The following is a 13,134-nucleotide window of genomic DNA, read 5'->3' on the forward strand; positions in this document are numbered from 1 at the left end:
CGTGCTTCTTGGCTGAGGACAGTGCTTGCCGCCAGCTAAAGAAGGAGAAGGGGCGCGACTAGACAACTCTACCTCTCGATTGTTAGGGGATTTTAGGCAATGGTCAAGACCAATATAGTCTTCTAACTTCTATTTGCCCAGCACGGTGCAGCGATGACCAGCGTTTCCGATAGCGTCTACTCCGAATTTGAACGACGATCAGGTGAGAATCTCGCCTATTGGTGTCTCCAACGCCACCTGGAGCATGGACGTGGCAACGCGATTGCATTGAACGCTGACGGCAAGGACGTTTCGTACGCCCATCTTGCCTCGTGTGTAAGGGTCTTTTGCTCGGAAGTCGCCATTCGCAATGGCGACGTCGTAGCCATTCTCCTGCCAGACTCGCTCAGCTTTGCGAGCTGCTTTCTAGGTATCATTGCGGCCGGGGCGACAGCTGTCCCGATCAGTACGCGGTTGGCCTCGGCAGATCTCACAGAGGTTCTCCTCCGGATCCGGCCCCGCTTCATCGTTGTCGACAGAACTACGTCACCGATGCTGTCAAGTGTAGGACTCACTTCGATTGGGCAAGTCGTGGTCGACAACGGTTGGTGGACCGATGCGTACAATGAGCAGCAGGCCTCGCCGCTCACAATGCAAGGCGGTGGAGAGGATCGCGCGTACTGTCTGATGAGTTCGGGGTCGACTGGGGCACCAAAGCTAGTGCTAAGCAGGCACAGCGCCCCGATTGAGTGCCTGCGAGCGTTCGAACGCGGCGTTGTCCCGTTCGAAGCGGACGAGAGAGTCATGAGCTCGGCTCGCCTAACCTTTGGCTACGGTTTGTTGGGCAACCTCCTTTTCTCCCTCCTGAACGGATCGACTTCGTTGCTGCGCTCCATCCCATTCACGCCTATGGATTTTATGGATTCCGTTGCCGCGCTTGGACCGTCAATGATTCTGTCGCAACCCAAGTTTGTAAGGAGCATGCTGGCGCGTTCGGTCGAACCACTTCGAAGTGCCAGGGTGGTGCTCTCGGCCGGCGAACCCCTGTCGGCCTCTCTCCTTCGAGATTGGGAGGGTGCCCTCGCCACCCCTTTGCTGGATGCTTTGGGTTCGACGGAGCTCGGACATATCTTCATAGCAAGCTCCGTCGGAAGCGCGGTTCCCGGTAAGACGGGGTTACTTTGTCCCGGGTACCAGGCCGAGGTACGAGATGCCGACGGGGTCGACGTTGGGGTTGGCCAGATCGGGGAACTCTACGCCAGAGGCCCCGCTATGACGGACGGTTACCTAGATGATCACAATCGGACGCTCGAACTCCGGCGAGTGGGTTGGATCCGCACGGGCGACATGGTTAGTCGCGATGAGAAGGGATATTTCCAAGTCCACGGGAGAGTTGATGACCTGATAAAGGCGGGCTGTGGCGAATGGATCATCCCTGGCGAGGTTGAAGCCGTGGCGATGGAACAAGGTGGATTGGCCGAGTGTGCAGTGGTCGCCCAACAAGGCCCCGGCGGCGTCTCGATGATTGCTTGTTTCTATGTTCCGAGTGACACAAAACTAACCCATGCGGCCATCGAACAGCATATCCAAGCAGCTATTCTAGCGAGGTGGCCCCACGAAGAGTTTCGCAGCATCGACAAGTTTGTTGTGCGTCGTAGCCTACCGAGAAGTGCGAACGGTAAAGTCTCCCGTGCGGCGTTAAGAGCCGACCTGCGTGCACAGCTGGAGACCATACCGCAATCAAAGTCAGCCGTGCTCGCTGTAACCACAGTCATGGATTGAGTTTTGCTAAGAACAGGCGCTCAGTACCTCAAAGGTCTAAACGATGGGCGCCGAGTGTTCCTCGGACGCGAGCAAATCATAGACGTCAGCGAACATCCGGTATTTCGGAATGCTGCTCAAACAATTGCGTCGATCTTCGATCTCAAGCGCGAGAAATTCACCGAATCTGCCGATCGGGAGGGCTTCTACAGCGACTACTTCTTAAGCGCAAGAAATGTCGACGACCTTTCAAAGCGAACCGCCGCCCATCGCGCGATCGCTCAGTCGACCTTGGGCTTGCTCGGCCGCTCTCCGGACTATGTTGCCAGTTTCGTGACAGGGATGGCCATGACGCCTGACCTGTTCGGCGAGTTCTCCGACAACATATCGACCTACTATCGCACGCTCCGGGACGCGGATTTGTATCTCGCGCACGCGGTGGTTCCCCACCAGGCCGTTCGTGACCCCAAGGTATATGGCCTCCCCAATCAGCTCGCGCAAACGTGTCGGGTGGTTAGCGAAGACAGTGCTGGCGTCGTCGTATCCGGCATGAAGATGTTGGCCACTGGCGCTATACTCGCCGATGAGATTTGGATCGGTAACATTCTTCCCTTAGCGGACGCGCAGCGTTCCGAGTCCATCACGTTCTCTGTGCCTGTAAATGCCCCCGGTATCTCCCTTTGGTCGAGGAAGCCATTTGGGTCGGCCTCAACTGCGCATTTTGATTCCCCGCTAAGCCTCCGGTTTGACGAAACGGATTGCGTAGTCCTTCTCGATAAGGTCCAGGTCCCCTGGAACCGCGTGTTTGTCCATAACCAGCCGAAGCTGGCGCGCGACATCTACATCGCGACGCCTGCTCACGTGCTCGGCAACCATCAATCCAGCGTCCGATATCATGAGAAGCTGAGGTTTATGGTCGGTTTGGCCAGCACGATGACCGAGGCCTCAGGCATCCGCGATATTCCGCAGGTACGAGAGGTACTCGGCAAGTTGGCTGCGTCCGAAGCCATGCTTGAGGGGATGATCCTGGGCCAGACACATGCCGCGGAGGCCTGGGCCCCGAGCTTTGTCGCTTACAATAGACGTATCATGTACGCGACGATGAACTGGTGTGCGGAAACCTACCCATCACTTGTCGATACGCTTCGGGAGTTGAGTGGGAGTAGCATGTTTCAGATGCCCGCCGACAGTTCTGTTCTTGAGGATGGCGATCTGTTGAGTACCTTTCGCACGTATTGGGATACTCCTAGACTGGAGGCTCCGGCTCGCATGAAGTTGGTAAGGCTCACTTGGGATCTAGTCGGCTCGGAGTTCGCCGGGCGACAAATTCAGTACGAGAAGCTTTTTGCAGGACCCCCATTTATTCTTAAAAGTCACAGCTTCCGAGAAGCTCGATGGGACGAGCTGCATGACCTGGTTGCTCAATTCATAGATGGATACTGATAGGTACGCGATCCGGCGCCGGCCACTCAACCAATCACCTTGGAGGGTGCCATGTGCGAGCAAGTTCCAGTTCCGTTTCCGGCCCCGGCTTGGATTTCAAATCCATGCGTTCGCCTTCGTTGACGGCATCGTCTTGGACCGCCCTCAACCTCTATTTCGGCGAGCCTTACTGCTTCATCAGGCCGCTGCTCGGCTGGAGCGCGGGCGTCCTGGCGCACTGGTGGTTCGTCCTCGGTCCCGGTGCCCGGTCGGGCGAATGATCTCCCTATCCTTTGTCCCACGGCAGGCGCGCCGAGCGTCCGCTGTGGGCCAGAAGCGGTCGTTCGTTGAGGAAAGTGCCCGCTCCACCCTTTAGCGGACTCCCAATTCTGTAGCGTATGCAGGTTCTTAGGTGGAACCGCGATCGTCTGCGCTAACCTATCGCAACGGGATCGCAACTCGCCGCTCAGTCGAGTTTAGCGACAAACTCGCGGCTCTCGCGAGCGAGCGCACTTAACCTCCTCCTCGTCGCGATGACTTCCTTGGTGCGGCCGCCATGCCGATAGTTGCCGTTGGCCTTGCCCTCAGGAGCACCGCCCCCTGCACCATGCATTCGGCAGACAAGCCAGCCTGTAACAACAGGCGCCTTACAGGGCAGCTTCGTCCGTTTGCATCTCGCGTGACAGCGCTTCGCACGTTGCATGGGGTTGATGTCACTTTTCATGCCCGTCCCCCTCCCCCCACCTGCCCCACGATGGCCTGGCCGCCGTCGTTGACCGTAACGTGCTCCACGATCACCTTTTGCTCGCCTTTTGACCGATAGCGCTTCAGGGCATCGACTTGGCCAACAAACGTCCTCGCAAGCTTGTTGAACGAGTTTGAGTTGCTGTCCTGTTGTGGAATTGTCTCCGAACCACGGAGTGCTCTCGCGGTCTTCATGGCCGCCCGATGGACAGCAACCATCTGAACGGCGAGCATCGCCTCGACACCGTCTGCCGGTTGAACCGCGGCAACCTGGGCGAGCATTTCATTGATGGCATGTTCGTCGGGCTTTCGGTCTCGCTGGGTCAGATCGACCACATATTGCAGAATTGAGGTAAGTTCCCCCACCCGCGTAAGACCCAGGGCCTCCATGGTGAGGCTCGCGCCGACCGCCTTGTCTGGATGATCGTCTGTCAGGCTGGCGGCACCACGCACTGTTTCCACGACCTGTCGCGGCAAGGATTTCGCTCGTGACCGTCGATCCAAATGCAAATCTATGGAGACCTTCTCCATTGGCTTGAGCTGATAGCTCTTCGCGGAGGCCGGCGTGACCACCGCATTGGAGGACGTTGGACTAGTCCGCTTGACCGACATCCTAGTTCATCCTCTGAATGTTCGGCGGTATGTGCAGAGCGAGCGCCGACGCGCTTGCCGTTTGGTTTGCATCGCGCCGTCGCTCGCTCTCCGTGAGGCCAGTTTGGGGGGCCTCCCCCTGGCATACTAAGAGTGGTGTCGGAGGGGAACCACGCATCGATACGACAGGTGTCGCCGGGGAACCGTAGGGAGGGGTTCCGTTCAGTGACTGTTCCTTGACGGCACCCGCTTGGTTCCACGCGAGCACCCTGCCGGGGCTCGACAGGGAACTGGCTTTTGTTTTTTTCCATGCGGCGAACTCCTTCGTCGCCGGCCGGTTTTCGATGTCACTCGAAAACTCCGTCAAACGCCACTCTGATGCGTGCCGCAGTTTCCGGCTGAAGCTGCCCCGCATCTCCTGGACGATGAAGCCGTGGTCCTGGAGGCGATGAAGCGCTCGCATGGCTGTCTGCTTGCTGATGTGTAGCGTCTGCGAAAGCTCCAGAAGTGAGTACGGTATCCGTCCGTTGTTGGAGCCGGGCCCCACATACCGAGACGCAATCAGCACGTACACGTCGTGGGCCACAGTATCGAGGTCACGCCACGCCTCCGTTTGAAGAACCCAGTGATAGAGTCGGACGTGCCTTGCCTCTTTCGAGGAAACTCCCTTTCTGCGGGTGGTCATGTTTGGTTGCCCCCTCCATTCAAGGCGAGGTTGGCCTCGCTCTTGAGTTCAGGTAGTCGATCCACCCAGTTCCGCAAATCGTCGGCCAGGACGAGGGTCCGCCGTCCGCGTTTGACGGCTCGAAGGTCTCCCTCCTTTATCGATTGGTAGAGGGAGGTCCGCCCTACACAGGCCACCGTGCAGGCCTGATTGATGCTGTAGGCAAGGGGTGTCATTTCTGGCTCCATTCGCCGCTGACCGGAAGCGTTCCGGCGACCGCGCCTTCATTCGAAGACTGGAGCATGGATAGGTCTGCATCGGCCGCGCGGTCACGCCGCAAATGCGGCATGCGCGATTTGCGCGAAATGCACTATTTGCGTCGTCCTGCAGCACGCAGAATGGTGTCGCTAGAAACCCCAAGCCCGCCTCCCCCGATCCTGCTCATAACCGCGTTGCAGAGGAGCTTGTTGGGCAGGTCGGTGGTGTTGGGGACCCCTTCAGGGTAAAGCTCCAGAATAGCTCTCATGGCTCGAGCGCGAGATGGCATGTCCTTCGGCTTTCTTGTCATCTCCGGAGAAAGCGGCTTTGTCACTAGGGCCGTTTCTCGAGCTAGCCAAACTCCCGCAGCATCGGGGATGGTTCTTCGTGCCTCGTTAGGAGCTAAAGCCATCCGCAGTATCGATGTTTGCGGAACCTCGCCTCGTAGAAGCTGAGGTCCGAACGCGTGAAGACCTCGCTCGACGACGCCCGCGACTTCGCTCCCGTGTCGTCGATGAAGATCCATCACCTTGCGGACGATCTCATCGGCAGGTTGCCCTGGAGAAGCGAGGCAAATGCGACCGAGTTCTGACCCATACTTCCCTGCGAAGGCCAGCTCAGACATTGAGTGCATATCAATGTGAGCCCGCACGTAAGACTCTGCCATCGTTCGATCAATTCCGTGGTCTCGTGCCCCTATTAGGAGGTCGACCGTGTAGAGTTCGGATGGATCGTATTCCTCGGCCCCGCTGGCTAGGACGCCGAAACGGCGGTCAATGCACTGGGAGCAGCAACCACAGTGCGTGTGCGCCTGGGTCATTTCTTGTATCTTGCTGCAGCTAACAGAATGTCGGATCAACTCGCCAAACCCATGCCTGACGATTTTGGCAATTACCTCCGCCTTCGTATTCCAGGCGAAAGGATTCTCAACATCGACGGGTGAACTCAGGATGGCGCTCATGAGACTTGTGAACATCGACAGAGTCAGCGGGTGGGTCGTTCTAGTCGCGCGAGTGCCAATGACCTGCTCCGAAATCGGCAGGTTTATGCTGATCACCCCGTTCTCGTAGAATCGCACTCGACCAAGGTCGAACATGTGGGCAATAGCGGCGGCCATTGAAACGTAGAGAAACGAACGAGTGCGTTGAGTGTACTCGCTCACCGGTAGTGCGATCATGCGGTTGATCAGCACCGGGATGTGCATCAAGCGTCCCGGAAAGGCGGCGGTCAATGCCGCCACAAGAAGCTTCTGATGGGCATACACTTTTGAGGAGGGCCGGTGGCTCACTAGGGCCAGCCGCTTCGACGTCGTCGCCAGCTCCTCGATGACGCCACTTAGCGAATCGAGACCACCAGAGAACAGTACGACCTCGTCCGGTCGGAATGCCTTCGCATCAGCTTCGTCCCAAGAAAGGTACTCCGGGAATTTCCCATCGTTTGGGGCAAGTTGGAAATCGAAGCGGTAGTTGTCATCGGAGAGAAAGCGCAGCGTGCTTTCCAAGCCCTCGCGAATGTCCTGACTCTGCCAATGATCTGGGTCGCGCACCGGGACAACGAGCTTAAAGTCCCGCCTCCAGTCCACGCCCATCTGGCGAGCCACTGGTCCACCTCGACTGTAGGCGAGATCGCTTCCATAAACGTACGCTGCAATGTCCACTAAATCGACAAGTCGGTCCGGAACATCCTTGACCAACTTCTGCCCCAGATCCCCAAGTCGGACTTGGAGGTTCTGTGAAGGCCCGGACAGGTTCAGGCGAAGGGCATAGGGCGGAGCCGCAGCGGCGTCTGATCCACAGAAAATGAGATGCTCAGGCATCGCCAGCATCCCCTCGGCGCAGTTCTTGGCGCATCTTCCGAAAGGCAACGTGTGCGAATTTCGAGGCGTCCCAAGGTGCTATCTGCCTGCCTTCGCCGCTCGCCTTCCCATACCAGCCGCTGGCGAACTCTTTGATGATGCGGGAGGCCTGTCGGCAGTGAAGATCAAGCGCTGAGTCGAACTCGGCGCGGTCTGCCGACGACGTAAAGCGCTCGCCGGGTCCGATGTGGTTCGATAGTTCGCGGCTGAGATAATATGCGAGCGAGCGTCTAGCAATTCTTGAGAAGAAGTCTCTAGCCAGGACACTGAAACTTGCCGAGTTCGCGAACTTCGCAATAGCCTTCCGCACCTCGTCGGACGTCGGCGAAAACAGGCTAGGAAGTTCTCGACCAACTAGTGACAGGATCGTCTCGACCGCTGCTTGTTGTGCGATCTCCCCGAGGTCCGTGCGCCGATGGACCTCGGCCGACTTTGCGTCGATCGCTCCGGCCAGCGCCGCTCCGATATCAAGGAGGCTCGGCGTGTCTGAAACACTGAGGCCCAACTCCCAGAGTCGCTCCGAAAAGTTCTCGAGCCGCGCCGCTTGAGGTAGTTGGGTTAGGAGCCAAAACGCGTGCGACAGTGTGTCATCGGCAGCTGCGTTCGTTAGCGAGCTCTCTGCGGCCTCCGCGCTCGCGCCGACGATGTCAGCGAGGCTGGCATCGGTCGTCAGCAGTTTGACAACGGCCCGCCATTTTCTGGTCCTCGGCAGCACACCAAGGCGAATGTGGCCCATAGGATGCCCTCCCGGCACGCCAAGGGCGGTACCGAATTGTCCGAGAGGGTGCATCGGCCGCTGTTAACCAGAGGCGCTGCAATACGGAGCAAATTGAGGCGCTTTGCCGCCGAAACGATTAGTTATCCGCGGCGCAACATCAGAACGTTGGACTCTGTTCTACCAGCCACGGCGTCCAGCAACTTCTTGTCCCAAAGTTCGAGGACCGGCTTCTTTCGCCCAACGAGATCAGTTCGAATGTAGTGGCGCACAAGTGTCCGTGTGTTGCGCCCTCCTGCCTCATGACCAATTACGGCTGCTACGATCTCAAGAGAAATGCCCATCTCAACCAGCGCCGTTGCTACGGTCCGCCGAAGGTCATGCGTTGTGAATTTGGCGATCGGCAATTGCTCTTTTCGGTACCACAGGTACTGGCCTACGTTCACTGACTTAACCACAGTTCCAAGCTCGGTGGCGAAAAGTGGACCTCGACTGACCTCGGCCAAACACGACTCGATAATGGCCCGGCACTCACCCACAAGTGGCGTTGATCGCGCCCGCTTGTTCTTCGATCGCGTGGCCGGCAATGTCCAGATCCAATTCTCCTGATCGATCTCCTCTACCCTGATGCCGCTCACTTCACCGCATCGAGCCCCGGTCAGGAGCTGCAGTCGAAGGATGCATGACACGTGCTGACTTACGAGAGGCGAGAGTAGCCACGTCCAAAGCGGCCCAATCTCCTCAAACGAGAGAACTCGATCGCTTGGAGTACCTGGATCGTAGGCGGTAAGGCCGGCTGTCGGATCTATCTCGACCATGTCCTGAGAAACCGCCCACCGGAACATTGCGCCAACAGTCTGTCGCCGTTTCTCCGCCTCTCGCTCGGTGCCCTGATCAGCGACCTTGTCCAGGAGTTGCCTGATATCCCGCCGCCTCACCTCGTCGGCGAAGCGTCCCATCAGGCCAGCCAGAGTTCGGTTGAGTCGATAACGAATCTCTCTCGCAGTCCGGAGACGTCCGTCGACTCGCCGGCGGAGGTAGGTTTCGACTAGCTGACCGATCGTTAGTCGGTTCTCTGACGCCTCTTTCGCCTGCCTCTCTTCTTGAACGAGGTCACGGCCCGCTCGGCCAGCGGAGGTCAGCTCGTTCGCCCTACGCCGCGCAGCCTCGAGACTGACATCAGTGACGCGTCCAAGCGACAGCCGCTTGGTCAGTTTGGTTGAGCTTATTCGAAAGGCAAGGTCCCAAGTCTTGATGCCGTTAGTAGCGACACGGACCGCCAGACCCGTGCAACGCTGATCCGCGACCCTGTAGGGGTCCGCGGCCGGTCGTAGGCTCTCAACTGTTTTCTGAGTTAGAAGCAGCTTGTGCTTCGTAAGTCCCGATCCGATGCCCATTTCTTCATCCCTTTCGAGGTCCTGTCGCAACGCTGTCGCAACAAAGTCCGCGGGTGGCCACGAACAGCCAAAAACAGTGACGAAGTCTAAGCCATTGTTTTTGTTCTGTAAAATGTACACTGGCGAACAGCTGCGATCAGCCTCGAACAGAACCTAAAAGGTTGGATGCAGACCTTCATCGTCCACAACAGCCACCCGCGCGAATTGCTGCGGGATCTGGGGTGGAAGGGATTCGCCAGTTTTCAGGTCTATGTCGGCAGCATGATCCTGTCGGGACCGCTGCACACATTATTCGTCGCCTCGGTTATCGCGACAACACTCCTGCAGGGCCTGATCTTCGATGTCTGGTTCGCCCTCACCTGCCTCATCACGCTGATTGGCTATGGTGGGCCGGCGGCCCTGGTCGTGGCCGGCCTGCGACGCCTCGGCCGCTCGGACCTGATTGCTATCCAGTTGCTGCTGCCGGTCTACTGGGTGCTGCACTCGATCGCCGGCATGCGGGCGCTGCACGAGCTGCTCACGCGCCCCTACTTCTGGGCCAAGACTCTGCATGGCGAGACGCGTATGGCGCGTCTCGGGCTCGCCCGTCGTACTCGTGCGGTCAGCTCGAGTATCGGGAAAGACTGAGGTCGCCGACCTCGATGTCGGGTGCGTAGCCGGCGACGATATCGGCCATGACGCGTCCCGAACCGGCGGCCATGGTCCAGCCGAGCGTGCCATGGCCGGTGTTGAGGTAGAGGTTGGCGATGGGGGAGCGACCCAGCACCGGGGTGCCATCGGGAGTCATAGGCCGCAACCCGCACCAGAAGCTCGCCTTGCCGGCATCCCCCGCACGGGGGAACAGCTCGCGCAGCGAGCGGTCCAGCGGTCCGCGACGCGAGGGATGGAGCGCCGTGTCATAACCGGCAATCTCGGCCGTGCCGCCGACGCGGATGCGATCACCGAGGCGCGTGGTCGCCACCTTGTAGGTCTCGTCCATCACCGTCGATAGCGGCGCAACGGACTCGTCGGTAATGGGAACCGTCAGCGAATAGCCCTTGATCGGATAGACCGGGAGCGAGATGCCGAGCGGGCGCAGCATGAGCGGCGAGTAGCTGCCCAGCGCCATGATATAAGCGTCCGCCGTCAGCACGCCGCGCGAGGTCGCAACGCCGGTGACCTTGCCGCCATCGACAACGACACGATCGATCGACGTGCCGTATTGGAACGCGACACCCTGGCTTGCTGCAAGCGCCGCAAGGCTCTCGGTGAACATCTTGCAGTCGCCGGTGTCGTCGTTCTTGAGTCGCAGACCGCCGACGAAGGGTACTGTCGCCGTGGCGAGGCCCGGTTCGGCAGCGATGCAACCTGCCGGATCCAGCACCTCGTAGGGGACGCCATACTGCTTCAGCACGGCGATATCGTCGGCGGCGTGGTCGAGCTGCTTCTGCTCCCGGAAGAGCTGCACGGTGCCCTGCTGGCGGCCGTCGAACGCGAGGCCGGTCTCGGCGCGCAGCGCCATCATCTGGTCGCGTGAATACTCGGCAAGCCGGACCATCCGGCCCTTGTTCACTGCGTAGGCCCGCTCGGTGCAGTTGGCGAGCAGTTGCAGGCCCCAGATCCACATGCGCGGATCGAGCTTGGGCCGCAGCACCAGCGGCCCATCCGTCATCAACAGCCACTTGACGGCCTTCACCGGAATGCCGGGTCCGGCCCAGGGTGAGGCGTAGCCATAGGAGAGCTCGCCGGCGTTGGCGTAGCTGGTCTCCAGCCCAGCCCCGGGTTGCCGATCGATCACCGTGACCTCGTGGCCGGCCTTGTTCAGGTAGTAGGCCGTGGTCGTTCCGATGACGCCGGCGCCGAGGATGAGTATCTTCATGCTGCTCATGTTCCCGAGCGGCGGGAGAAAGGCAAGATCAGCGTGATGTTAGGTGTGCCCTCTGCGCACTTGCACTCGCCCAGCCCTCTAGGCATGTTCGCGACGGGGGCCAGCGACGGACCGTCGGGGGTATGACTTGAGAATAGTGGCTCTTTTGCTGGGCCTCGCGGCGGGGTTGTTCGCACTCCTCGCGCCAACTGCGTTGCGGACCGACCTGATGTCGCCGTTCATGGCGCTGTGGTCGGGTACGCCCAACGACGAGCTGATCGGCAAGATCATCTGGTACGGCGTGCCCGCGGCGGCGGTGCTTGGTGGCGTGCTGGCGACGGTGGTGCCCGGGTTCGCCGTAGCTCCGCTTGCAGCCGCGGCGCTCGGCTGGGTCGCCATCGGCCTCGCCTTGCCCGATCAGTTCGACTACCGCCTCATGGGGCCGGCGGCGGCGTCGGGGCTTGCGGCCGTGTTCGCGCTCGTTGCGGCCGAACTGGCGGTCCGCCGCCGACGGATGCAGAGGCGCAAGCGCCGGTCGCTGGGTGATATGGGCGATGGGGTCGACGAGATCGAGCGCGAAGCAGCGCTCCGCATGGACCCGGTCGCCATTCCGCGCGAACAGGCAGCATCGCCACGGCGCGCCGTGGCGCTGAACCTCGACGATGTCACCGTGGCCTCGCGCCCGGCCGGCCCACCGCCGCGCTGGCAGGATCTCGACGCCGAACGCGAACCGCCACGGTCGAAACCGGATATCTGGGGCGAGGCCATCCGGCCCGAGCGCGAGAAACCGGTCGAGGTCGAGCAGGTGATCGACGCGGAACCCGAGCCGGAGCCGCAGCCGAGCCCGGCGCAGCGCGGTTTCCGCTGGGACCGTGCCGACGCGCCGATCGGGCAGCGATTCCAGTCCGGATCCACGCCCGGCCCCCGGATTGTCGAGGTTCAGAGAGCTCCGCCAGTGCCCGAGCCGAGGCCTCAGCCTGCACCTCCGCCCGAGCGCCCCCGACCGGCCGAGGCCGCCCGCCCAGCCGCCGTTGCCGCATCAGGCTGGCCCGAACCGGAAGTCGAACGCTCGCGCTGGATGCCGCGGGAGCCAGCCCCCGAGCCACGGCGCGGCGGGGGCCTCGTTGCCGCGCTGCTTGCCGTGGTTACGGTGCTGTTGCTGGGCACGATTGCCGTGGGTGGCTATTTCGCCTACCGGGAGGGCTGGGTCGACCAACTTGTCGCGCTCGTAACTCCGGCGCCTGACACCGGTGCGAAGGCCGATCCGCAAGCGGTGGCGGCAACCACCCCGGCGCCGTTGCCCGAGCCGGCGAAGCAGGGACTCGTCCTGCCTCCCGAGCCGGAACTGGCGAGCACTGTGGCCGAAGCGGCGGCGCCCGAAGCGACGGCCACGGCAACGCCCTCAACCTTGCCGGCCAAGCCAGCGATTGCCCCGGCGGCGCAGGCCCTCGCCGGCCCGGTCTACACCGATCCGTTCGCCTATTGCAGCTCGGTGGGCACGGTGGACTATGTCGATGAGCGCTATCGCGGCCCCCTCGTCATCCCGGCAATCACACGGGCACTCTCAGTGCCCGACAACGCTTCACGCGACCGGGTGCACTGGCGGTGCGCCGGCGGCGCCGTGGTTGCCTGCGCGTCCTATATCGGGCCGGTCTGCGATCTCGCGCCGACGGTCGACGAAATGCGCGGCTACTGTGCCCGCTATCCGAGTGCGCCGCAGCTCATGGCGCCGGGTGGCGCATGGTCGTGCGTCAACGGCCAGCCGCAGCTGCCCGAGAATGCCGTGTGGCCGGTCGACGGCCGGGGTTTCCGCGCCGACAGCTGGGTCGTCGTCAAGGCGACGGCCGCTCCCGCCGGTTAGCCACGCGCCCTTGCCTCCGATATAGTGCGAGGTGCAACCGG

Annotated in this window: 11 protein-coding genes; 5 read left to right on the forward strand and 6 right to left on the reverse strand. The window is 60.9% G+C overall.

Translation table 11 applies throughout. From position 1 onward, the window contains the following. Positions 1-153 precede the first annotated feature (153 nt). The 3 genes from ACOYW5_RS09820 to ACOYW5_RS09830 all read left to right on the forward strand — a co-directional run bounded on the left by ACOYW5_RS09820 (position 154) and on the right by ACOYW5_RS09830 (position 3,443). Positions 154-1,761 (forward strand): AMP-binding protein, encoded by a 1,608-nt coding sequence (locus tag ACOYW5_RS09820; protein ID WP_423069069.1) that lies wholly within the window; start codon positions 154-156, stop codon positions 1,759-1,761. A gap of 3 nt (positions 1,762-1,764) precedes the next feature. Then, positions 1,765-3,183 (forward strand): 4-hydroxyphenylacetate 3-hydroxylase family protein, encoded by a 1,419-nt coding sequence (locus ACOYW5_RS09825; protein ID WP_423069070.1) that lies wholly within the window; start codon positions 1,765-1,767, stop codon positions 3,181-3,183. Between the two features lie 119 nt (positions 3,184-3,302). Then, on the forward strand, positions 3,303-3,443 hold the full coding sequence (locus ACOYW5_RS09830) for a hypothetical protein (RefSeq protein WP_423069071.1): 141 nt from the start codon (positions 3,303-3,305) through the stop codon (positions 3,441-3,443). Positions 3,444-3,882: 439 nt separating this feature from the next. On the opposite strand, the gene ACOYW5_RS09835 is transcribed toward ACOYW5_RS09830, so the two are convergent. The 5 genes from ACOYW5_RS09835 to ACOYW5_RS09855 all read right to left on the reverse strand — a co-directional run bounded on the left by ACOYW5_RS09835 (position 3,883) and on the right by ACOYW5_RS09855 (position 9,386). Further along, positions 3,883-4,518 carry a hypothetical protein gene (locus tag ACOYW5_RS09835; protein ID WP_423069072.1) on the reverse strand — a complete coding sequence of 212 codons (636 nt, stop codon included), beginning with the start codon at positions 4,516-4,518 and terminating at the stop codon, positions 3,883-3,885. A 660-nt stretch (positions 4,519-5,178) separates the two neighbouring features. Beyond that, positions 5,179-5,409, reverse strand: a complete 231-nt coding sequence (locus ACOYW5_RS09840) for a helix-turn-helix domain-containing protein (protein ID WP_423069073.1) — start codon at positions 5,407-5,409, stop codon at positions 5,179-5,181. Between the two features lie 122 nt (positions 5,410-5,531). Next, positions 5,532-7,235, reverse strand: coding sequence for a hypothetical protein (locus ACOYW5_RS09845; protein WP_423069074.1), 1,704 nt, complete (start codon positions 7,233-7,235; stop codon positions 5,532-5,534). Then, the gene (locus ACOYW5_RS09850; RefSeq protein WP_423069075.1) at positions 7,228-8,010 is read right to left on the reverse strand and encodes a hypothetical protein; all 783 of its coding nucleotides are present in this window, start codon (positions 8,008-8,010) and stop codon (positions 7,228-7,230) included. Before ACOYW5_RS09850 ends, ACOYW5_RS09845 begins: the two co-directional genes overlap by 8 nt. A 122-nt stretch (positions 8,011-8,132) precedes the next feature. Next, complete coding sequence (locus ACOYW5_RS09855; RefSeq protein WP_423069076.1) at positions 8,133-9,386, reverse strand: tyrosine-type recombinase/integrase; 1,254 nt, start codon at positions 9,384-9,386, stop codon at positions 8,133-8,135. Between the two features lie 165 nt (positions 9,387-9,551). On the opposite strand from ACOYW5_RS09855, the gene ACOYW5_RS09860 reads away from it, so the two are divergent. Next, on the forward strand, positions 9,552-10,013 hold the full coding sequence (locus ACOYW5_RS09860) for a hypothetical protein (RefSeq protein WP_423069077.1): 462 nt from the start codon (positions 9,552-9,554) through the stop codon (positions 10,011-10,013). Here the strand turns inward: ACOYW5_RS09860 and ACOYW5_RS09865 are convergent. Continuing rightward, positions 9,988-11,244, reverse strand: a complete 1,257-nt coding sequence (locus tag ACOYW5_RS09865) for a D-amino acid dehydrogenase (RefSeq protein ID WP_423069078.1) — start codon at positions 11,242-11,244, stop codon at positions 9,988-9,990. The two genes, ACOYW5_RS09860 and ACOYW5_RS09865, sit on opposite strands and share 26 nt — an antisense overlap. 145 nt (positions 11,245-11,389) lie before the next feature. Here ACOYW5_RS09865 and ACOYW5_RS09870 point away from each other — a divergent pair, with 145 nt between their 5' ends. Beyond that, the gene (locus tag ACOYW5_RS09870) at positions 11,390-13,093 is read left to right on the forward strand and encodes a hypothetical protein (RefSeq protein WP_423069079.1); all 1,704 of its coding nucleotides are present in this window, start codon (positions 11,390-11,392) and stop codon (positions 13,091-13,093) included. The last annotated feature ends 41 nt before the right edge of the window (positions 13,094-13,134 follow it).

Origin of the sequence: Devosia sp. CN2-171 (assembly GCF_049354815.1) — a bacterium.
Classification (GTDB): domain Bacteria; phylum Pseudomonadota; class Alphaproteobacteria; order Rhizobiales; family Devosiaceae; genus Devosia_A.